Origin of the sequence: Paenimyroides ummariense (assembly GCF_900115115.1) — a bacterium.
GTDB classification, from domain to species: Bacteria; Bacteroidota; Bacteroidia; order Flavobacteriales; family Flavobacteriaceae; genus Flavobacterium; species Flavobacterium ummariense.
Genome location: NZ_FOVI01000007.1, coordinates 113246 through 135887, shown reverse-complemented (window position 1 = coordinate 135887; position 22642 = coordinate 113246). Strand labels below are relative to the sequence as shown.

16 protein-coding genes are annotated in these 22642 nt (G+C 36.6%); 4 read left to right on the top strand and 12 right to left on the bottom strand.

The features are described 5' to 3' along the window. Window positions 1-429: 429 nt before the first annotated feature. The 7 genes from galE to BM253_RS07235 all read right to left on the bottom strand — a co-directional run bounded on the left by galE (window position 430) and on the right by BM253_RS07235 (window position 14070). Window positions 430-1446, bottom strand: a complete 1017-nt coding sequence (galE, locus tag BM253_RS07265; protein WP_091521504.1) for a UDP-glucose 4-epimerase GalE — start codon at window positions 1444-1446, stop codon at window positions 430-432. A 155-nt stretch (window positions 1447-1601) separates the two neighbouring features. Continuing rightward, window positions 1602-2030, bottom strand: coding sequence for an adenylyltransferase/cytidyltransferase family protein (locus BM253_RS07260; RefSeq protein ID WP_091521502.1), 429 nt, complete (start codon window positions 2028-2030; stop codon window positions 1602-1604). A gap of 220 nt (window positions 2031-2250) precedes the next feature. Next, entirely contained in the window at window positions 2251-3543 is a 1293-nt protein-coding gene (locus BM253_RS07255; RefSeq protein WP_091521498.1) for a nucleotide sugar dehydrogenase, read from the bottom strand. A gap of 212 nt (window positions 3544-3755) precedes the next feature. Beyond that, entirely contained in the window at window positions 3756-5186 is a 1431-nt protein-coding gene (locus BM253_RS07250) for a sigma-54-dependent transcriptional regulator (RefSeq protein ID WP_091521495.1), read from the bottom strand. Window positions 5187-5346: 160 nt separating this feature from the next. Further along, on the bottom strand, window positions 5347-7677 hold the full coding sequence (gene tamL / locus BM253_RS07245) for a translocation and assembly module lipoprotein TamL (protein WP_091521491.1): 2331 nt from the start codon (window positions 7675-7677) through the stop codon (window positions 5347-5349). Continuing rightward, window positions 7649-12682: a translocation/assembly module TamB domain-containing protein gene (locus tag BM253_RS07240; protein WP_245758468.1), complete on the bottom strand. Its 5034-nt coding sequence runs from the start codon at window positions 12680-12682 to the stop codon at window positions 7649-7651. The genes tamL and BM253_RS07240 overlap by 29 nt, the downstream gene beginning before the upstream one ends. A gap of 185 nt (window positions 12683-12867) precedes the next feature. Next, the gene (locus tag BM253_RS07235; RefSeq protein ID WP_091521489.1) at window positions 12868-14070 is read right to left on the bottom strand and encodes an aminotransferase class I/II-fold pyridoxal phosphate-dependent enzyme; all 1203 of its coding nucleotides are present in this window, start codon (window positions 14068-14070) and stop codon (window positions 12868-12870) included. A 147-nt stretch (window positions 14071-14217) separates the two neighbouring features. Here BM253_RS07235 and BM253_RS07230 point away from each other — a divergent pair, with 147 nt between their 5' ends. Further along, window positions 14218-14679 carry an Lrp/AsnC family transcriptional regulator gene (locus BM253_RS07230; protein ID WP_091521487.1) on the top strand — a complete coding sequence of 154 codons (462 nt, stop codon included), beginning with the start codon at window positions 14218-14220 and terminating at the stop codon, window positions 14677-14679. Between the two features lies 1 nt (window position 14680). Here BM253_RS07230 and xerD read toward each other — a convergent pair whose 3' ends face one another. The 4 genes from xerD to BM253_RS07210 all read right to left on the bottom strand — a co-directional run bounded on the left by xerD (window position 14681) and on the right by BM253_RS07210 (window position 17801). Then, window positions 14681-15568: a site-specific tyrosine recombinase XerD gene (xerD, locus tag BM253_RS07225; protein WP_091521485.1), complete on the bottom strand. Its 888-nt coding sequence runs from the start codon at window positions 15566-15568 to the stop codon at window positions 14681-14683. A gap of 49 nt (window positions 15569-15617) precedes the next feature. Beyond that, the gene (locus BM253_RS07220) at window positions 15618-16202 is read right to left on the bottom strand and encodes a porin family protein (RefSeq protein WP_091521482.1); all 585 of its coding nucleotides are present in this window, start codon (window positions 16200-16202) and stop codon (window positions 15618-15620) included. A 43-nt stretch (window positions 16203-16245) separates the two neighbouring features. After that, window positions 16246-17049 (bottom strand): porin family protein, encoded by an 804-nt coding sequence (locus tag BM253_RS07215; protein ID WP_091521479.1) that lies wholly within the window; start codon window positions 17047-17049, stop codon window positions 16246-16248. Between the two features lie 98 nt (window positions 17050-17147). Further along, window positions 17148-17801, bottom strand: a complete 654-nt coding sequence (locus BM253_RS07210; RefSeq protein ID WP_091521475.1) for an OmpW family outer membrane protein — start codon at window positions 17799-17801, stop codon at window positions 17148-17150. Between the two features lie 227 nt (window positions 17802-18028). On the opposite strand from BM253_RS07210, the gene aroQ reads away from it, so the two are divergent. Continuing rightward, window positions 18029-18442, top strand: a complete 414-nt coding sequence (gene aroQ / locus BM253_RS07205) for a type II 3-dehydroquinate dehydratase (RefSeq protein ID WP_091521472.1) — start codon at window positions 18029-18031, stop codon at window positions 18440-18442. A 34-nt stretch (window positions 18443-18476) separates the two neighbouring features. Here the strand turns inward: aroQ and proS are convergent, their stop codons facing one another. Then, window positions 18477-19955, bottom strand: coding sequence for a proline--tRNA ligase (gene proS / locus BM253_RS07200; protein WP_091521469.1), 1479 nt, complete (start codon window positions 19953-19955; stop codon window positions 18477-18479). A 99-nt stretch (window positions 19956-20054) separates the two neighbouring features. Here proS and BM253_RS17315 point away from each other — a divergent pair, with 99 nt between their 5' ends. Both BM253_RS17315 and BM253_RS07190 read left to right on the top strand, forming a co-directional pair. Next, window positions 20055-20996 (top strand): hypothetical protein, encoded by a 942-nt coding sequence (locus BM253_RS17315; RefSeq protein WP_091521466.1) that lies wholly within the window; start codon window positions 20055-20057, stop codon window positions 20994-20996. A gap of 37 nt (window positions 20997-21033) precedes the next feature. Next, a complete protein-coding gene (locus BM253_RS07190; RefSeq protein ID WP_091521463.1) occupies window positions 21034-22563 on the top strand; it encodes an OmpP1/FadL family transporter in 1530 nt (509 codons plus the stop codon). The last annotated feature ends 79 nt before the right edge of the window (window positions 22564-22642 follow it).

Here is a 22642-nt window from a genome sequence, read left to right as displayed (position 1 = left end):
ACCTCAAGTTAACAAAATTTGAGGACAATAAAAAAAATCCCCGACAAAAAACATGTCGGGGATTATACCAAAGACCTTTTTAGACAGCCTCTTTTGATTATAAGCATCAGTAATGCCAGATAAAAGTTCTAATAATAGAATTTTATACATTCATATGATTAATACTTGTTGTGTACCAATTAATATGAGCAAATTAGTCGTAATGACTAATTTCACAAACTTGTAGCAAATGATATTCTGATTTTATCTACAACAGTTGCATCGGTATATTTTGTTTCTATCTGCAATTCTATAGAACTTCATATTCCATATTTCATATTTTGCATGTGCTACCTATAATAATACAAACTATATTGTTGTATCGTTTACTAGAGGCTAGTGTATTAAGTAATGTGATAAAAAAGAGAATCAATTTTTTGATTCTCTTTTTTACTTATTATCCAGCTGCTGTTGAAATTTCCAAGCAGTTTGCATTGATGTTTCCAATGAAGTGATTGGTTCCCAATTTAATTGTGATTTTGCAAAAGAATAATCGGCATACGCCTGTACGATATCACCTGCCCTGCGTGGTTTAATTTCGTAATTAATCTTTAAATTATTTGCTTTTTCAAACGCATCTACAATTTCCAATACGGTAGATCCTGTTCCCGATCCCAAATTAAAAAATTCTAAATTCGATTTATTTTTACTATCAAGCAAACGCTGTATTGCTTTTACATGTGCATCTGCCAGATCATTTACATCGATATAATCACGCACTGCCGTACCATCACGGGTTTCGTAATCGTTACCGAATACTCCTAAACTTTCTCTGATTCCCATAGCTGTTTGGGTAACGTACGGAATAAGGTTGTTTGGTATACCGTTTGGAACTTCACCAATTGCGGCTGAATCATGCGCCCCTACCGGATTAAAATATCTTAGCGCAATGGCTTTTTTATCTGTAGCGCTTACAAAATCTTCAATGATTTCTTCACCCATTTTTTTGGTATTTCCATACGGAGATTCCGGGCGTTTTAATGGAGTCGCTTCGTTTATCGGCATACTATCTGCCTGACCATAAACGGTACATGATGAAGAAAATATAAAGTTATCTACCTGATTTTCTTCCATTGCTTCCAACATATTCATTAATCCCATTAAATTGTTGCGGTAATACATTAATGGCTTTTCTACCGATTCACCCACGGCTTTGTACGCAGCGAAGTGGATGATACCATCGATAGGATGTGATTGAAAGAACACGCTTACTGCATTAAAATCTTTTAGATCGATATTATAATATGTAGGCTGTACACCCGTTATGCCCGTTATTTTTTCCCAGACTTCTAATTGCGAATTAGAAAGATCATCGATAATATACACATTAAACCCGGCATTTTGTAAAGCTACCACAGTATGTGAACCTATGTAACCCAGACCGCCTGTTACCAATATATTTTTCATTTTTTTATTATGTTTATGCTTAACCGTTGAATCGGTTAATCTGTTATCCGCTAAAGCTAGACAAGCGCGTTTAATCGTTTATTTGATATTGCCAACTTTAGCTTATCATTAAAAATGTAACACAACTTGTTTAAAGACTATAACTAACTATTTTATTATTTAGTCAGTTTTATAATCTCTTTCTCTGTTACTGTTTTGCGAAGACCAGAACTTGAAAACCTATGATCGCGCTGATTATAGTATAATTCTATGCCTTTTTCTTCGCAGTAGGCTCTGCCAGTGAAGTTTTTATCTTTATATTCTTCCCCTAAGATTCTAATATCGATCTTAAACGAACGTAAGATATCTTCCAAATCTTGTTCTGTGGCATAAGGCACTATTTCATCTACATGTTTGCAGCCTTTTAACTGTATATAACGTTCCACAACACTCTGTACTGGTCGGTTTTTTTCAGGTCGGTCCAACGTCGGATCGGTCTGTAATCCGCAAATAAGGTAATCGCACTGGCGTTTTGCATCTTCCAGCATCTTTATATGTCCTGCGTGCAATAAATCGAATGCACTGAATGTAATTCCTATCTTCATAACTTTTGGTTTTATAGCGGTCTTACTTTGATTTTATACTTTTAAGACCGAGTGGAAATTTAATGCTTTTTTTTGGATTTGGAAAGATTTTTTTGATGTTGGATGTTGGATGTTGGGTGTCTGATGCTGGGTGTCTGATGCTGGGTGTCTGATGCTATGATATAAAAAAATAACGGACAATCGTCCGTTATTAAATTACTAGCATATAACTATTAAAAGTTTAAAGTCTGCCATCAACATTTTCCAATAATGCGCCTTTTACATCGTAAATTACTCCGTCTGCTTTAAGGTAGCTGCGTACGTTTAATTCTAAAAATTGCTGATGCGCTACTGCTAACACGGCTGCATCATACGTATTGGTTTCTAAGTTTTCAATTATTGTTACACCTGTAGGAATTCTGCGCTTGTTCCAATCTACCCATGGATCATAAACCACAACTTTACAACCGTAATCTACCAATCCATCAACTACATCCCACACTTTTGAGTTGCGCATATCGGGACAGTTTTCTTTAAACGTTACACCTAATACCAAGACAGAGGAATTCTTTATTTTAAGATCGCTTTGAATCATCAGCTTTATTACTTCAGATGCCACAAAAGAACCCATTGAATCGTTTAACCTGCGTGCAGAAAGTATCAGTTCTGAATAATAACCAATTTGCTGCGCTTTTTGAGCCAAATAAAACGGATCTACCCCAATACAGTGACCACCAACCAATCCGGGCTGAAACGGCATAAAGTTCCATTTTGTTCCGGCTGCCTTCAATACCGCTTTGGTATCGATACCCATTAAAGCAAAAATTTTTGCCAATTCGTTCACAAAAGCAATATTAATATCTCGCTGTGAATTTTCGATGACTTTTGCAGCTTCGGCAACTTTAATGGAGGGAGCCAGATGGGTACCTGCAGGAATTACCGATCGATACAAAGCATCAACTTCCAAAGCAGTTTCAGGGGTTGAACCCGAGGTAACTTTCATGATTTTTTCTATGGTACGTTCTTTATCTCCCGGATTTACACGTTCCGGAGAATATCCAGCAAAAAAATCGGTATTGAATTTTAAATCCGAAACTCGTTCTATTACCGGAACACATTCTTCTTCTGTAACACCAGGATATACGGTAGATTCGTAAACAACAACATCGCCTTTTTTCAAAACCTTTCCTACCAATTCTGATGCGGTTTTTAGTGGTGTAAGATCGGGACTGTTGTTTTTATCTACCGGTGTGGGAACAGTAATGATGTAGTAATTGGCAGTTTTTAAATCGGTTTCTGATGTTGTAAAATACAATCCTGTCTGATTTTTATCAATTGGGTTTGCAGACTGCAATACATTTTTTAGAGCTTCTTCTGAAACCTCTAATGTTGCATCGCTCCCTTGTTTCAATTCATCGATTCTTTTCTGATTAATATCGTAACCAACTACCGGATATTTTGAAGCAAAAAGCGCTGCCAATGGCAAACCAACATATCCTAAACCAATGACTGCAATTTTATATTGTTTATTCATTTTACTTTTTAAATGTTGAATTTCATTATTTCAATCATCAAGCCAACATAATAATATCATTTTAAAAAACTGAAAATCAAAAATTTAAATACGAAAATCATTATACCTTTCTGTTTTAAAAAATCTACAATATGCTGTTTTCTACCAAAATTAGAAAAACTACTTCACAAAAAACGGGCATTAGCCCGTTTTAATCATTTATCATACACTATTTACAACTCAATATCGTACAGCTTTAACTTGTTATAAAGGGTTTTTCTGTCAATCCCTAATATGTTTGCTGCTTTTGTTTTGTTGTATTTTGCTTTTTCTAACGCTACGCGGATCAACTGCTCTTCGTTGGTAGAAGAATATAATTTTAAATCTTCGCGCTGCATGCTTGCACCTGCAAAACCATCTGATGATGCTATTACAGCAGTGTCTACATCTGCATTCTTTAATACATTATGCTGAAACATTTCCGCAGGAAGAACGCTCTTTTCAATTAGGTTTGAACTGCTTAGAAGTACAGCACGCTTGATAATGTTGCGCATTTCACGCAGGTTACCCGGCCATTCGTAGCTTAAAAAAACTTCGGTTACCTCATCAGATAATCCTTCTACATTTCGTTCTAATTCAGCATTGGATTGAGCTATAAAGAATTCAGCAAATTCCAAAACATCTTTTCCACGTTCGTTCAAACGGGGTGCCTGAATAGAAAACTCGTTTAATCTGTGGTATAAATCTTCACGGAAATCACCTTCGCGGACTGCTTTCTGTAAATCTTCGTTAGTTGCTGCAATAATACGGATATCTACATCGATTTCCTTACTGCTTCCCACCGGTTTTACCTTACGTTCTTGCAAGGCACGTAACAACTGTACCTGCACATCGTAGGTTAAGTTACCTACTTCGTCCAAGAAAATCGTTCCGCCGTTTGCTGCTTCAAAATGACCGATTTTATCGGTAACAGCACCTGTAAACGATCCTTTAACGTGACCGAAAAACTCGCTCGCTGCCAAGTCTTTAGGTATCGCACCGCAATCAACCGCCACATAAGGCATGTTTTCGCGTTTGCTTAATTTATGGATAGAATAAGCAATGTTTTCTTTTCCCGTACCACTATCGCCAATGATTAGTACCGAAATATTTGTTGGCGCCACCACATTAATAAAATCGTACAGCTCTTTTGATTTTGCACTTTTCCCTTTGATAAAATGACTGCCCGTGTAGGCATTTTTTACCGGACGGGTTTCTTTTTTATCGGTTTCTGAAGACGTATTAACAACGGTTGACGTTTTACCGCCTTCGGTAAGTGCCTTATTAATAGTGTGCAGAATTTCGTCTGAATTGATGGGTTTTGAAACGTAATCAAAAGCACCAATTTTCATAACATTAACCGCAGTTTTAATATCGGTATAACCCGTCATCAGAATCACCTGAATGGCAGGATTTACTTCTTTAATATGTTTTAGTATTTCAATACCGTCGCTATCGGGCAAACGAACGTCGGTTAAAACAAGATCCAGCTGCTGGTCTTTTAAAATAACGGTAGCTTCTTTAAATGAAAATGCATTAAAAACTTCAAAACCTTTTTTGGTAAGGAATGTTTTCATCATTAAACAAAAAGATACATCGTCTTCTATTATTAAAATTTTTTTCATTCTTAAGCTTAATAATTCGTATTAGGTCAAATAAGGATTTTGGAAAGTTACAAAATAATTTTTTAACAAATATATTTTTAACTTAATTTGAACAGACTGCCCGTATCTACGGTATTTAAGAGTTTATTGGTTTTAACATTTAAATTCATCATTTCCCCTATTAAAAAGGATACCCTATGGCGATATTCAACATTAAATTATCGCGACGCCACTGTTTGCTTGAAAAATCAATTTCGTTGAAGCTCCAACGCTCCCCTTTTTCGTAATACGGAATGCGGAACGGAATAGACAAATCTAAACGAAGGATCAGGATGTTAAAATCAAAACGCAATCCCAAACCGCCACCGACAGCAATTTCTGAAAGAAAATCACTACTAAACTTTCCTCCCGGACGTCCTTCTTCCTCATTAAACAACCAAACGTTTCCGGCATCAACAAAAGCAGCTACGTTTAAAAAGCTTACCAGTTTTTTTCGGTATTCTACGTTCGCTTCCAGCTTGATATCACCCGCCTGATCATGAAAAAAAGACGAAGCAGAGGTGCGCGGATCATAACTTCCCGGACCCAATGTACGTGCACGGAACGCCCGGATACTGTTACTACCACCCACAAAAAACTGTTTTACAAACGGCATGTAAACCGAATTACCGTACGGGTATGCCACACCACCAATAAACCTTGAAGCGATCTGTGAAGTTTCATCGAGTTTTAAATAATACCTAAAGTCGTGTTCGGTTTTTATGTATTGACTATACGCTACACCTAAAATAGTTTTTTGATCGCCTTCTTCGGCATTTGCTCCCGAAATCAATCCTGTTAAATTAGCAGATAAATCTAACAAACCTCTATAGTAAAATGTATGCTTTTTAGGTAACATGGTATTTGTAAACGTATAGTTGTAAACCGGACCAAAAATCAACTGTTTTTCTACCACACGCTGTAATGCTCGTGCGTTGGGATTATTTGGATCTTCCATATCTGCCCGATACTTATCAGTTATTTTTTCTGGTGAAATGTAAGTAACTTCCAACAGTTTTAAATCGTGTTCGCGCAGAGCGTTTTCTTTCCATAAATATCCAAATGATGCATTGAAATTATGCAGTGTGTACAATTGCGTACGGTTCTGGAATTCGTACCCCAACTCTACCCTTGTACGCGGAACAAAAGCACTTGAAGATTCAAACTTAAACGGCGCAATGATTCGCGGCCAGGTTAGGCTGAACTTACTACCTACGCGGTAAATATTATTGGATTCTCTATTACCACCCACCTGAAAATCGATCGCAGTATATAAAGTTGCCGTAAAAAGTTCGGCTCCACGTAAAAAGTTTCTATGACGCCAATTGAAATTTACTTCGCCCCCAACATAACTTGCCGAGTTTGATTTACCTAAAGTTTCCAAACGAAGCGATTTAAATTCGTGCGGTGTAAGGTAATAATAGGCATCGAACTTATTTGCCAGCGAATCAGACAATACAAACTGGTTTTTTACAAACTTGAACGTTCCCAGATTAATCAGCCTGCTTAAGGTAAGATTGTGGTTGGATCTGTTGTACAAATCGCCCGATTTAAAATACAATGCACGGTCGTAAATCTGCGGACGGAATTTTTCCTTTGGATCGATAATATAACTGTTTTCCTTCCACAAAAGGGTATCTACATCGGCACGTACCAATCTCCTTCTGTTTCTGGTATTACGCAGGTTGTAATCAGAAAAAATATAAATTTTATCGATAGTAAACTGCTTACGTGCCAGTTCAGGCGTATTGTTCTTAATCTTTACATTCAAATCTACCTTGTGCCTAACCTCGGTACTGTCAACCTGAATGATCAGATTATCGGGATCGAAATAATAAAAACCGTTTTCTTTTAACGTAGCATCAATTCGTTCGCGTTCTGCCTTGATGACATCTAAATTAAAAGGTTCATTAACTTTTAGCATTGTTTTTGCTACCGTTTTATTGATTTCTTTTGATAAAACGGTGCTGTCTGCCGGAAATGTAACCTTATTGATGAGATACTGCGTTCGTGGCGACACATTATATTTTATTTTTACCCTTTTGTTTTTAGGCAGCGTATCGTAACTGGCAGTAATATTGAAATAGCCTCTGTTCTCACCGGTATTTTCGATTAAATCCAAATTAAACGGAATATCCACATCACTTAAATACACCGGCTTTTCGCCTACTTTATACTTTAACCAATACTTGAATCCGCTTTCTTTTTTAGGTTCACTTACCCTGTTATAGACCCAAAGTTTTGGACGCAAACCTAAAAATGTGCTGTTTGGTTTTGGCGTAAGCGATCCTTCCAACTCTTTTTTAAGTTCGTTCTTTTTTGATTTACTCAATGAATCGCTGATGATATTTACCGATGCTCCCGTGTACAGGTAATCGCCTTGGGGAACAAATTTTGTATTGCTGCAACCTACCAAAAACAGTGCTGTTGCGGCAAAAAACGCTTTATTTAGTTGTTGTGGTAGTCTGTTCATTTTGTATGGCTCTTTGTGTTCTTCTAAATTCTCTGTTACGTTTGCGGCGGCGCAGTAAATCTCTAAATTCGTTATAATCTAAGGTAATTACAAAACCAACGCCTGTTTCTATGATCTGACCCTGCAATGCTACCTGATATTCGTTTTTACGATAGGCTTTCAGCATGTATCTGCCGTCTTTAGACAATAAGTATTCTATTTGCAAATCGCCGGCAATGTTGGTCATTTCCTCGTTCTGACGTTCTGTTCCTTCTAATCCGAAATTACTTCCTACACTTACTTTTAAACGATCGTTCAACAAGGTTTTAGAAACATTCACATTTAGATCGGTTCTGTTTTCGCGTGTTCCGGTGGTGTAATCATCAGAGGATTCCAAATCAAAATTCAATTCAACACCTTCTACCAGATCGGCTGCCAAATTGTTCAATTGTTCAGACAACATACGGCTTACACTTTGGCGTGCCACGGTTTCGGCAGACATTCCGGTGCTACTTTGGAACGGATTTTCGCCAATGAATCGGTTCAACAACAATAAGGCAAAAACCTGTTTGTTCATTTCGGACTGTTCGGTTCGTAGCTGATCCAATTTTGATTCTACCAGCGTAGTTACATCTGTTGAAACACCCGGATTGTTTCCATCGATCTCAATATCAAACGTAAGGATTGGTTTTAAAAGTTCACCTGACATTTTAAGGTAGGTATTGAACGGAATACGTTGTTTAAAAAGATTTGCCTGTTCACTTGCCTGTAATTGCTGCTGCACCAAATCAAGCGGAGCCGCTTTTGTTTTGTAAACTGCCGTAATATCTACATTTGCCTTGGTTGGTTCGCCTGTCCATACAATAGAACTTCCTTCTTGAATTTCGAAACGGCGTTTTAGCAGACTAACCGACATTTCATACGCACCTTCGTTCACTTCATATCTACCAACAAGGGTTGTTTTACCAGATGGATCGATACCGCCGGTTAACTGCGCTTCACCCTGAAGTTTTATGAAATCTCCGTTTGTTTTATCGATAATGATCGAAAGTTTGGCATCTTTATTTAGTTCGATGTTTAAGTTTACATCCAATCCTTTTAAGGTTTCATCTAATTCATCCTGCGGATCTTCTAAGGTATCTTCCAACGCCAATTGATCCTGATCTACGAACTCGATAATTCCTTCACGTTCTTGCAACGCCGGACTTGATTGCGGCAATACGAATGTAAAATCGGTTTTATCGGTTACGGTAATTGTACCATCGATTTTTGGTAGATTCAAATCGCCTTTCACCCCGATATTGGCATTAATTGCCATAACACCGTATAGAATCTGGTTATTGGTTTTGGTTGAATTTACCACTTTAAAATCGCGCGCCGTAATGTTCAAACCAAAGTTAAAATCTTGATAGGTCTTGGTTAAAACCGCTCCGTTAATGGTTAAGGCATTTCCGTCGGTATCATTAATTTTAAACGAATTAAATTCGATACCGCGCTGTGTAAACGCAATTTCATCGTTCATATTCTGAAAAGTACTATTCAACTGCGTTACGCCGAAACCGGCATCGTTAAACTTTAATACTCCAATAATATTCGGATCTTTTGTTGTACCCGAAACCTTTAAATTGCCCGATATAAATCCTTTGGCATCGCGCAACTGATTCATAGAAAAGCCCTGAATGCTGGTCATTTGCAGTGCCTGAATATTTACATCGGCATTAAAACTTCCCGCAGCGGTATCATAACTTCCCTTAAGCGTCATGTTGTTGTCAAAGCCGCTTAACTTTACATCGGCATTATACAAACTTGCCGATTCGTTTGCAACCTGCGCATCAATTGTTCCAATAGCGTTGCCAAATACCTTTAAATCTTTCACGTTTAAATCGGCAGTCAATCGCAAATCATTGGTTAAGTCACGTATCTGCGCTTCGCCATTAATTGTTCCTTGTGCCAATAAAGAATCTTTACGAACAATCTCGGTAAGCGATTCTATTTCAAAATCTTGGAATTTAATGTTTAAAGGCGACGTTGGTTCGTCTGTTTCAGAATCTACCAAAATAGAACTTCCACTATTGCTTAATTGCAGGTTTTGCGCCACAATTCCCGTAGGATGCACCGTTAGTTTGTTATCTGCAGATACCGTCCAAGTATCGTAATTCAATACCAAACCGTCTTGTTTCAAGCTTAAATCGATCAAATCATTAGCAGTAGCTACATTTCCGGCAATTTTGTACTGCACTTCGTCTGCTTCGTTTTTAACCAACAAATTGTAATCGATCACATCGTTCTTCACAAAACCATCCAACACAATATTTGCCAATCGGAACTGTTCGCTATCCAACTGATTCAACGTTAAAGCATAGTTCAGACTTTCTTCATCGTTACCCGCCGAAAGTTTGATGTCGTTGAGTTTATAAGCGCCGTATTCCAATTGCGGCAGGCTACCGTATAAGGTAATTTTTCGGGTATCGGCATTGTAGGCACCATACAGATTAATGGTTTGGAACGATTTTAATTCGGGCACGAATTTACGGATCAGGTCATCGTTTTTGATCTTCCCGCGAAAATCGAAATACTGCGACGGCGTAATGGCAACCGGTTGTGCCGACTGTTTTTGAAACTGATAATATTGATTTACCGTGTTAAGAAGTGATGTACTAATTTCGGTTAATTTATATTTTCCGGTGATGGATGCATCTACAATCTGCGAAGTTAGATCAATGCTGTTAATGGTATCGTTGCTAACCGCTTTCATGCTGATTTCGCTGATCGGGTAAATTTCTTCGCCGTCTGACAACACAAAATCCTGTAAAAGCAGTTCGCCGTTTAAAGCATCAGGATTAAGCGACGAAAAGTCGGCATTAAGCCTTCCTGCCAATGCCATTGGGATAGCATAAAACCCTAGTTTGTTTAAATCTACCTTGTACACCGTTCCTTCTGTCTTCACTGTAGGCGCATCGGCATTGTAAACTCCGCTTGCAACGATATTCAGTTTGGCGTTTTCATCGTCAGAATTCAACGTAACATTATAATTTCCGTTATTCAACGCACCTTTCAAGGCAATGCCGCGGTACGAATATCCTTTAAAATCTGCCTGCGTAACAAATGCATCTACTTCGGAATTGTTGTTTTCGAAATTAAATCCCGTGCCTTTAACTTTTGCATTGGCAGTAACTACGCCCAACTCTTTATTTTTAAGCAATTTGCCTACATTGAAAGCTGCAAGCGAGGCGTTTAAATCATAACGTTCGGCATTTTTTACTTTCTGGTTGAACGTACCTGTAACTTTAGCATTACCAAAAGACGTCTGTATGCCCATATCGGCATAAATATCGTTTAAACTTCCTTTTAATCTACCTGAAAGCAATAGATTTTGCGGAATTTCAATAGTATTCGGAATGCTGTTTTTAGGAGCTAATGCCGTAATTAATTGTTTGTTCGCCGTTAGATCGTTTATTTTAAGGTTCATCCATAAATTATCGGTATCCAACGCATTTTTAATCGTACCCACAGCATTTACGTTTAAGTTCCCCAGACCGCTTAACTTGAATTCCTGCACCAAAAGATCGTTCACAATACCCTTTACATTTGCAGAGAGTTTAAGCACCGCATTTGGATATTTGTTGAACGGAACCGTATTTTTTAAGTTCGGCGCCAGCCACAAAATATCTTTAAAGCCAATTTTATTTTGGGGCAGATTGGCTTCGATAGCTACATTTCCTAAATTGTTCGATAGATCATCAACAGATTTATACTGTAATTTTAAACTGCGTTGTAAAAAGGTCTGCGGAGTTTTCAGGGTTAGATCATCCAGAAAAGTTTCGGTTTCGGCATATTTGAATTTGGTTGATAATTCTTCCAGCACAAAACCGCTGTTTTCAATAAGGGCAACATCTTTTACTTCGCCCGAAACATTCGTTCCGACCAACTGCACGTTTGAAAGTTTACCGTTTAGTTTTTGAAGGTTTAAATGGTTGGCATTAAAACTCTTGGTTGTGTTTTCGCCTTTACCATTGTTGTACACAATATTTACGTTATCTAAATCTGCCGACTGTAACAGCAATTTTAACGGATCTGAAGCTGGTACAACCGAATCTTTAGCCGTTTCTGCATTTACTGCCTGCGACGCTTTTGAATCGGGCGTTAACAATACATCGACAAAAGCGTCTTTGAATTTTAATGATTTTATATTGAAATCGGAATTTGGAAGATCCAACTTACCAATTTTAGAACTCAATTCCTTAAAAACAATTTTTGCACGGGTTTCCGAATTTTCATCATCGTACAATACATCAAAATCTTGAAGGTTTAAACGGTTGATGCCAATTTTCAATGGATCGGTCTGCGAAAGGGAATCTACCGTTTCTTCCACATTTTCTGCCACTTCCTGCAACAGTCCCTGGTTAAAAGTCAGTTTTAATCCGTTGGCATCAATATAATCAACCGCATAATCGTTGGTTTCCAAATCAAAGGTTTTCACAATCGTTTTCAGGTTGGTCAGCTTAAGAGCGATATCATTTTTGCTATTGACATCTTGATACGAAACATTCAGACTTTGCAAATGAATCTTATCCAGATCAATCACAAACGGTTTGCTGTCGTCTTTTTCTTCATCTTTCGTTGCAAAAGCATCAATTATATAATCGAAATTAAAGGTACTGTCGGCACGTTTGATTACGTTGGCATTTAATCCGTCCAATTCAACCGAAGTAAATTGTGCCGTATTATCTAATAATTTCGGAAGATTTAAGCCGATGTTCAAATGATGTACATACAAAAGTGTATCCACATCCTGCCCTTGCAGAAAAAGGTTTTCTATTTCTATTTTGTTGGGAAAATGAACGTAGATACGGTCTAAAGCAACCTTTGTTTTGATCTTGTTTTCAAGATAAGTAACCAACTTGTCTTTCACAAAATTTTGCACAGCAGGAAACTGCAACGAATAGATTGCTGCCAGAATGATTACCAATAAAGAGGCTATGGTAATTAAAATGTATTTAACTACTTTCCAAATCTTCTTTTTCAAACTCAATTTTTTTTTCTTTTCCTAACAAAAATATTTATAAATAATTGTAAAAGAAAGTATTTTGCAAGTTTATTATTTGCATTTACCTATAAAATAACGAATTATTTAAGATTTAGAAGAAAGATGTTTGTTAAATGTTGAGATGCAAAATAAAAAACCGCTTCCTTTTGGAAGCGGTTTTTTATTTATAGTACATTCAATTCTTTTAAGCAATCTTTCATTTGTTCAAAAGTTCGTTTGATATCGTTATCTAAACCTATTGAAAAACGGATTAATCCATCAGAAAGTCCCATTTCTTTTTGTTCATCGGCTGGGATTTCAGATGATGTGGAAGTTCCCGGTGCGCTGAACAATGTTTTGTAAAAACCTAAACTAACTGCTAAATATCCAATGTTTCGTTCTTGCATTAATTCCATAACCGCATTGGCTTTTTCAAGCGATCCAACATCAATAGTTAACATTCCACCAAAACCAAATTCGCTGTTATACATAGATTTAAAAACTTCGTGCGACGGATGATTTTTTAAACCCGGATACACTGTTTTAATTCCGATTTCATTAAACCTTTCAGCAAGATATAAAGCATTTTCACTATGCTGTTTCATTCGTAAATGCAACGTACGCATATTTTTTAGGATACTTGCAGATCTAAAACTATCCATAGTTGGTCCTAAAAGCATACAAGCACCGTCGTTTACATTTTTAAGATCGTTGATAAATTCACTACTACCGCAAACAACTCCACCAACTGTATCGCTACTGCCGTTGATGTATTTTGTTAAACTATGAATCACAACATCGGCACCCAAATTTGCTGGTGTAACACTTAAAGGCGAAAAAGTATTATCTACCACTACCTTTATATTTTTTGACTTACCTATTTTGGAAATAGCCGGAATATCTGCCACTTCTAACAACGGATTGCTTACCGTTTCCAAATAAATAACTTTGGTGTTGGGTTTTATAAGGGTCTGTATTTTGTTTAAATCGGTAATATCAACAAAATCAATCTGAACACCAAACTGCGGTAAAAAATTCTTTAGAAACGCATACGTTCCACCATAAATAGTTCGGCTTGCAATGATATGGTCGTTTTGCTTACACAACTGCATCAACGTTGCTGTAATTGCCCCCATACCCGATGCCGTTACATTTGCAGCTTCGGTATTTTCTAACTGCGCCAACGCGGCACTTAAATATAGGTTTGACGGTGAACTGTGACGGCTGTATAAGTAGCATCCGTCGGTATTTCCTTCAAAAGTATCGAACATACTTTTGGCAGAAAGAAAGGTATAGGTTGAAGAGTCTGAAATAGATGGATTTACGCCACCAAATTCTCCAAAAAACTGTAAATCTTGAATTTTATCGGCTGGTTTAAACATGTTTATAAAGTATAACTGATTAATAATTAAAAATAAGCAGTCGCTTTTATATCATCAAAAAAAATATGATTTATTAGAAAATAAATCTGTAAATTGTTTATATTTGATTATAATTAATCTGATAATTTAAAATATCAATTAAAAAACAAAAGTATGAAATTAGATACAACCGACTATAAGCTTATTGAAATGTTGCAGCAAAACTGCAAACAAACCACAAAAGAGCTTGCCGACCAGTTAGATCTTTCTACAACAGCCGTTTACGAACGTATAAAAAAGTTAGAGAAGCAAAATATTATAACCGATTATGTTGCTATTATTAATAAGGAAAAGATCAACAGAAGTTTTATGGCAATTGCGCATGTTAAGATAAAATCGCATTCTAAAGACGCCATTTTACGTTTTGAAAAGAAGGTAGATCAGATTCGCGAAGTGCTGGAATGTTTTCACGTAAGCGGCGAATACGATTATATTTTAAAGATTGGTGTGCAGGATATGGAGGCGTACCGCGAGTTTATGTTATCGAAACTTACTACTATGGAAGAAGTTCAAAGTACACACAGTATGTTTGTGATTAAAGAGGTTAAAAACACAAAAACGTATCATATTTTATAAGCTACTTATTGTTCCAAGGGTGGAATTTTTCTACTTCCTGCTTTAGCTTTTGTTTATCTAAATGAAGATAAACCTCGGTGGTTGTGATAGATTCGTGCCCCAACATCAATTGAATAGAACGCAGATCGGCTCCGTTTTCAAGCAAATGTGTGGCAAATGAATGTCGCAACGTATGCGGACTAACATTTTTTGTAAGTCCGGCAATTTTGGTAAGATCTTTTAATATGGTAAAAATCATTGCCCGGGTTAGTTGTGCACCACGTCGGTTCAAAAACAATATGTCTTCGGCTTCTGGTTTGATTTTTAAATGTGAACGACTTTCTTTTATATAGTTGTTGATTTTTTTCACGGCAGAAGATGCTATTGGAACAAAACGCTGTTTGGATCCTTTCCCCATAACCTTAATGAAACCTTCATCAAAATACAGATCAGACAGTTTTATGCCGATTACTTCAGATACACGCAAACCGCAAGAATACATTGTTTCGATAATTGCATCGTTTCTAAGACCTTCATCTTTATCAAAATTTATTGAACTTTGCAACAAGTCAATTTCATCAACCGAAAGAACCACGGGCAATTTACGGGTTTGGCGGGGTAATTCTATAAATGTAACCGGATTATTTTCTATTACATTTTGTAGGATTAAAAAATTATAGAAGTGATTTAAACTAGAAAGAATACGTGCTTGAGTAGATGGCGCCAGAAAATCGGCAATGAAATAGATGAAATTTCTAATATCGGTTTCTTCAACATGCAACATATCCACATCAGATCCTAAAAACTGTTGCAGTTTCTCCAAATCGTACAGATAATTTACCAACGTATTTTCTGCCACGCCACGTTCTAACTTTAAATAATAAGTAAACTGTTCAATATAATTATCCATAAAAAAACCACCATTAAATGGTGGTCTAAAAATACTATATTCTAAATTACTAATCAAATTTATAACCGATACCAACTTGTATCACGTTATTTTTAATAGCATCGCCCGAACTGGTGTTGTTTCTGATATCAGACAATCCCAAATTGTAGCGCGCATTTACAAACACACCAACAGGTAAATCGTAAGCCAAACCAAATCCTAAACCAAAATCGGTAGATTTAAAATTATCTTTGATATCATTTGTTACCGAAACATTATCTACGGTTCCTTTACCTTCAGCTTTAGCTAAAAATCCAATCTGTGGTCCTGCTTCAACAGAAAATCCATCAACTATATAATACTTGGCTAAAATAGGAACATTAATATAGTCAAGATTTGCTTTACCTTGTATATTACCTATGTTAGCTTTTGCACCTTGAGCCGAATAAACAACTTCGGGTTGGATTGAAAATTTTTCGTTGAATTTAATTTCGGCAACGGCACCTACGTGAAAACCGGTCTTCATTTCGGCGTTGTCAACTCCCGATAAATTAGCAAAGTTAACCCCTGCTTTCGGACCAAATTTAAGCTGTTGCTGTGCTAATGCAGCTGTACATGTACCCAATACAAATGCTGCTAAAATTACTTTTTTCATAATACTTCTATTTTTAAAAGTACTATACCAAAAGTGTGCCAAATTAGAATTTATATCCTACAGAAAGCTGAACCGACGTATTTGTTAATGGTGCGAACTTTAAGTTGTTGTTCATATAATCTATTTCGCGCTGTAATTCTACACCAGCATCAGGAATGGTAAATTTACGGTAATCATTATCCTTTTTATAAACGTCTTGTAATCCCATATAATAACGGAAATTTAAGAACACACCACTTTGCATGTAGTATGTGAAACCACCGGTAATACCGTAATCTAATTTTTCATAAAAATCATCAGGATCTTTACTGCGGTAACCTGCTTCAAACAAAGCTTGGTCTAATTGTGAAAATGAAGCTGTATAACGTGGATCGGTAAGGTATAAGTATTCACGAGCCGTGTTGTATTTATTAGCATCAAACTGTCCTTTTGCATCTAACATATAACCTACTTGTCCCCCGAATTCAATTGAAAAATTCTTACTTGCATAATACTTAAAGGTAATTGGCAAATACATATAATGCATTGTAACATCTTCTAATTTCTTAGTTTCTATTGCTTTTCCTGTTACGATATCTAACTGGTCGTATTCGGCACCTTTATATCCTTGAACGGAATATTGAAGTTCTGCCTGAACAGCAAATTTTTTATAGAATGACAGAGGAACTTCAATTGTTCCGCCAATCTGCACTCCCGGTTTAAAATCTTGAGTGTTACCGCCTGTTAATCTAGACATGTTTCCACCAACCTTAATTCCGGTTTCGATTAGATTTCTATGATTGCGTTGTGCGAAACTATTTGTTGTTAACAACCCTAAAAAAGCGATTGACAGTAATATTTTCTTCATTAGTTCAGCTTTAAAAATATTTTAAGCCTTAAAGATATAAAAAAAGCCTTTCAAAAATGAAAGGCTCTTAAATTTTTATTAAAATTCTTTTAAATTTCTTACAATTTAAATGTTAAACCGAATGTTGCTGTATCAAAAAAGTTATTAAAGTTGTTGATGTTAGCGTAAAAATCGGTTGTAGCTTTAGAATTCGGAGCATCAGATTTTCCTGAATTAAATCCAATTAAGTTGCTTAAAGCAAAATTAACCGCTATTTTAGGTGTAACAAAATAATTGAAACCTAAAGTTGCGTTTACACCAAAATCGTTATATTTAGGCAATTCTCTAGTTTCTGTCACGTCATCTGTAACAATAATTGTTTCTCTTTTAGAAGAATCATAGCCAATTCCTAACTCAGCATAAGGTTGGAATCTTTTCATGTCTGCAATGTAGTAACGACCGAATACTTCAAAACCAACAGTGCTAAATCTTTCTTCTTCGTAATTACTATTCCCATCATTATAATCTTCTACGTTAGAAGCACCAATATTCAGACCTAAACCTACAGCAAATTTATCTGTTACAAAATAACCTGCTTTAGGCGTAAAGTTAAAATTAGATCTCTTTATAGTTTCTGCTCTGTCATCATTTGTGTTTGCTTGTAAACTACCTTCTAATAGAATATCGCCTTGCTTAAAAGCGAATGGTTGATCTTGGGCTTGTGCAGCAGCTCCCGTTGCCAACACAGCTAATGATAATAAAATCTTTTTCATTTTTTTATTTTTTTATAGACCAAATTTACGAAATCAATAATTTACAGACCTATTGTTTTAACAATTTTTTAAAACAATGATGTTAATTTCTTAAAGAAATCAATTGTTGATAATTGCAACGAATTATACATCAAACCTTTATAAAACAATAAATTAAAATAAAACCTACCATTGTAACCATTAATATTTTTTTGATACTTTTACGGGAATAATATATTCAGTTGCTAATGAAAATAGCCATTATAAACGGACCAAACCTAAATTTATTAGGAAAAAGAGAACCCGAAGTTTACGGTAATGAAACTTTTGAAGTGTATTTTGAATTATTACAAAAGGAATTTAAAACGATCGATCTGATTTACTTTCAAAGCAATCACGAAGGTGATATTATCGATAAAATTCACGAAGTAGGATTTAATTTTGATGGTATTATTTTGAATGCAGGCGCATATACTCACACTTCTATTGCTATTGCAGATGCTATTAGTGCTATTGAAACACCTGTTATAGAAGTACATATAAGTAATATATTTAAAAGAGAAGATTTCAGACATCATTCTTATATTTCGCCTGTTGCAAAAGGAACAATCGGTGGTTTTGGTTTGCAATCGTACAAACTGGCTTTACAATCTTTTTTATAAAAAAATGCCGCTCTTACGAACGGCATTTTATATTTTAATATGCTTTTGCAAACAATACTCTTTTTGTGGAAGGTTTGCCTGTAAGTACACACACGCCTTCTTCATCTGGCTGATCCATAGGAATACAGCGAATGGTTGCTTTTGTTAAATCTTTAATTTTTTCTTCAGTTTCTGGTGTTCCGTCCCAATGTGCTAATAAAAATCCGCCTTTGGTTTCTAACACTTCCTTGAATTCTTCGAACGAATTTACTTCTGTAGTATGTTCTGCACGATGATTTATTGCTTTGGTGAATAAATTTTCCTGAATATCGTTCAGTAAATTTTCAATATGATCAATCACAACAGCTTCTGCAACAATTTCTTTTGATAATAAATCGCGACGTGCAACTTCGAATGTTCCGTTTTCTAAATCTTTAGGACCAATAGCAATACGCACCGGCACACCTTTCAATTCCCACTCGGCAAATTTAAAGCCTGGTTTTTGTGTATCGCGATCGTCGTATTTTACAGAAATTCCTTTCTTTTTAAACTCTGCGATCAATTCATCTGCTTTGTTTCCAATCTGCTGTAACTGCTCTTCGTTCTTATAAATTGGAACAATTACAACCTGAATCGGCGCTAATTTTGGAGGAAGTACCAAACCGTTATCATCAGAATGCGTCATAATCAAAGCACCCATTAATCGAGTTGAAACTCCCCATGAAGTTGCCCAAACATATTCTTGTTTACCTTCTTTATTAGTAAATTTCACATCGAATGCCTTTGCAAAATTCTGACCTAAAAAGTGCGATGTTCCTGCCTGCAGCGCTTTACCATCTTGCATTAAAGCTTCAATAGTATAAGTATCATCGGCACCGGCAAAACGCTCGGTTTCGGTTTTATAACCTTTAATAACTGGTATTCCCATAATATTTTCAACCACATCAACATACACATCCTGCATTTGTTTAGCTTCTGTAATAGCTTCTGCTTTAGTAGCATGCGCCGTGTGTCCTTCCTGCCATAAAAACTCGGCAGTACGCAAAAACAAACGGGTACGCATTTCCCAACGCACCACATTTGCCCATTGATTGATTAAAATAGGCAGATCGCGGTACGATTGTATCCAACCTTTATAGGTACTCCAAATAATTGCTTCAGATGTTGGGCGAACAATTAATTCTTCTTCTAATTTTGCATCGGGATCAACCATTAATTTTCCCGGATTATCCGGATCGTTCTTTAAACGGTAATGTGTTACAATGGCACATTCTTTTGCAAAACCTTCGGCATTTTTCTCTTCAGCTTCGAACAAACTTTTCGGCACAAACAAGGGGAAATACGCATTGCTGTGACCTGTTTCTTTAAAACGACGGTCTAATTCTCCTTGTAATTTTTCCCAAATGGCGTATCCGTAAGGCTTAATAACCATACAGCCACGAACTCCAGAATTTTCTGCCAAATCGGCTTTTACAACCAGTTCGTTATACCATTTTGAATAATCTTCTGCTCTTGTAGTTATATTCTTACTCATTTTTAGTATATTGGTATATATTTTGATTAGATAATATTAACAAATTATTTGGTACAAATCTACTTAAATTTGTAATGTTCAACAATAAAAACTTTAAATATGCTACCTAATATCTTTAAGAGATCGAATTTAATACGTTTTTGTCTTGTAACTTCTTCGGGACTGCTTCTTACGGCTTGTTCGGGCTTGAACCAAAAGCCTTACGATGTTGACGGAATTTACAACAACAGCAAGATTGTTGTAGAGGATACACATGAAAATGGAGCTTACTATCAGGAATACTTCAAGGAAAAAGCAGAAGAAACCGATGCTTATTTTACCGATGTCGACAATTATACATCAAACTACAACCAACAAAACGGCGGTTGGGGCGATACTACATCTGAAACGCAATTAGTTTACCATTATGACAACTGGGGCTGGGGTAACCCGTACTGGGGTTGGAATAATTGGGGCTGGGGCATGGGATTTGGTTACGGCTTTGGCTGGGGCTGGGGCGGCGGCTGGGGTGGCTGGGGCTATCCTTACTATGGCTGGGGCGGCTGGGGTTATCCTTACTACGGCGGTGGCTGGGGTTGGGGTTACAACGGTTACCGAAACATTTCAAGAAGCAACAGTTACCGTTCGTTAACATCTCGCCAAATGGCTGCTGCTAACGGAAATCGTATGGTTGCTAACAATACTCGTAGTTTAAGAGGATCGTCTTTAAACAGCAGCAGAAACCTGAATGCTACTAACAGAACTTTTGCGAGAGCCAATTCGTCTTTAACCAGAATATCGACCAATCAGCAAATGATGCGTAACACCCGCACTACTTCTTTTGACGATAACCGAACTATTAGAAACAACCGATTCAACACCAATACACGCACCAATACCAATACGCGTATGGACAGAAACACGAACAGAAGCATGAACAGACCAACCTACACACCATCGTCTAACACCAGAATGAACAGTGGTGGAAGTTTTGGAGGATCTCGTGGTGGCGGAAGTATGAGCGGTGGAATGCGTTCTGGCGGCGGTGGCGGAAGAAGATAATTAACGATAACTATTTTATAAGATTTAACGATACAGTATGAAAAAAATATATTTACCACTGCTTGCTGTTTGCGGATTTTTACAAACTCAGGCACAAGAATTTAACCCTGCGGATGCTGTTAGAATTGGTACACAACAAGTAAACGGATCGGCTCGATTTAACGCCATGGGTGGAGCTTTCGGAGCTTTGGGTGGCGATGTTTCAGCCTTACAGATCAACCCGGCGGGATCGGCATTGTTCAATTACAACAATTTCAGTTTTACGGGAAATGTTCAAATTCAGAAAAATAATTCTCTTTTTAACGGATCATCATCTACCGCAAAAGAAAGTGATTTGAACCTGTCTAATTTCGGAGCTGTGTTTGTAATCGATTCTAAAAATCAGGATCAGGCACTTAAAAAAGTAACCATTGGTTTAAGTTATAATTCTAATGCACGTTTTAATGATCGATATTTCAGCAGCGGAATGAGCAATGAATCGGTTACAAATTACTTTTTAGATCATGCTAATTTTGGAAATAACGGCGGAAGCATTCCTTTAGATTATGTTCAAACAAGAGAAGGCGAATCAATTACTGATTTATATGACTATCTAAATAGCATTCAAAACGGTTTTTCTGCGCAACAAGCAATGCTGGCGTATCAAGGTTATTTAATTAATGATAACGGTACAAACTATAGCCTTAATGGTGCCGGAAGCAATTTTTATCAGGAAAACGAAACTTATGTAACCGGTTTTAATAATCAGCTTACAGGAAATGTTGGTTTTGATATCAATAAAAAACTGTATTTAGGTGCGAATTTAAATGTACATTTTATTGATTATTTAACATCATCGGCAATTTATGAAGAGAATCGATCAGCAGTTGCAGACGGATATCAGAAATTATTATTCAATAATCAGACCTATACTTACGGATCGGGATTTTCGTTTAATGTAGGTGGTATTTTTAAAGCTACCGAAGAATTAAGAATCGGAGCATCGTATCAATCACCAACATGGATGAGTCTGCAAGATGAATTTTCGCAAAGTCTTCAAACCAACATTTTACAAGACGGAGCTGTTGAAAACTACAACATCAACCCTAACCTTGTAACCTTGTACAATAAATATTCGGTTAAAAACCCGGGATCAATTTCTGGAAGTTTAGCGTATGTTTTTGGGACCAAAGGCTTATTAAGTGTTGATTATATTCGTAAAGATTACAGCACTACCGAGTACAGCGCAAGCGGTGCCAATTACAGCAGCACAAACAATTACTACCAAAACATGATGACAGCTACCAACGAATTTAGAATTGGTGGTGAATACCGTATTGACCGAGTTAGTTTACGTGCAGGTTACCGTTTTGCCGATAGTCCGTACAAAAACAAACAAATTATTGGTGATTTAACAAGCTACAGTGGCGGTTTGGGTTATAGTTTTGGTGCATCGCGTATTGATCTTGGTTATCAGTTCTGGCAACAAGATTCACAACAAAACATCATTAGTTCGGGTACAAATGGTGTTGCAGATATTCAATCTAAAAACCACAACATCAGTTTAACCTATACGGCGAGCTTTTAAAAAGCAGATGTCCATAAAATAAAGTCCTTACTTCCACACAGTAAGGACTTTTTTTATAATATCTTTGCATGCAAAATTT

Excerpts from the sequence above, each read along its gene's own strand:
- galE (WP_091521504.1), bottom strand. The coding sequence starts at position 1,446 with ATGAAAAATATATTGGTAACAGGCGGTCTGGGTTACATAGGTTCACAT.
- BM253_RS07260 (WP_091521502.1), bottom strand. The coding sequence starts at position 2,030 with ATGAAGATAGGAATTACATTCAGTGCATTCGATTTATTGCACGCAGGA.
- BM253_RS07255 (WP_091521498.1), bottom strand. The coding sequence starts at position 3,543 with ATGAATAAACAATATAAAATTGCAGTCATTGGTTTAGGATATGTTGGT.
- BM253_RS07250 (WP_091521495.1), bottom strand. The coding sequence starts at position 5,186 with ATGAAAAAAATTTTAATAATAGAAGACGATGTATCTTTTTGTTTAATG.
- tamL (WP_091521491.1), bottom strand. The coding sequence starts at position 7,677 with ATGAACAGACTACCACAACAACTAAATAAAGCGTTTTTTGCCGCAACA.
- BM253_RS07230 (WP_091521487.1), top strand. The coding sequence starts at position 14,218 with ATGAAATTAGATACAACCGACTATAAGCTTATTGAAATGTTGCAGCAA.
- xerD (WP_091521485.1), bottom strand. The coding sequence starts at position 15,568 with ATGGATAATTATATTGAACAGTTTACTTATTATTTAAAGTTAGAACGT.
- BM253_RS07220 (WP_091521482.1), bottom strand. The coding sequence starts at position 16,202 with ATGAAAAAAGTAATTTTAGCAGCATTTGTATTGGGTACATGTACAGCT.
- BM253_RS07215 (WP_091521479.1), bottom strand. The coding sequence starts at position 17,049 with ATGAAGAAAATATTACTGTCAATCGCTTTTTTAGGGTTGTTAACAACA.
- BM253_RS07210 (WP_091521475.1), bottom strand. The coding sequence starts at position 17,801 with ATGAAAAAGATTTTATTATCATTAGCTGTGTTGGCAACGGGAGCTGCT.
- aroQ (WP_091521472.1), top strand. The coding sequence starts at position 18,029 with ATGAAAATAGCCATTATAAACGGACCAAACCTAAATTTATTAGGAAAA.
- proS (WP_091521469.1), bottom strand. The coding sequence starts at position 19,955 with ATGAGTAAGAATATAACTACAAGAGCAGAAGATTATTCAAAATGGTAT.
- BM253_RS17315 (WP_091521466.1), top strand. The coding sequence starts at position 20,055 with ATGCTACCTAATATCTTTAAGAGATCGAATTTAATACGTTTTTGTCTT.
- BM253_RS07190 (WP_091521463.1), top strand. The coding sequence starts at position 21,034 with ATGAAAAAAATATATTTACCACTGCTTGCTGTTTGCGGATTTTTACAA.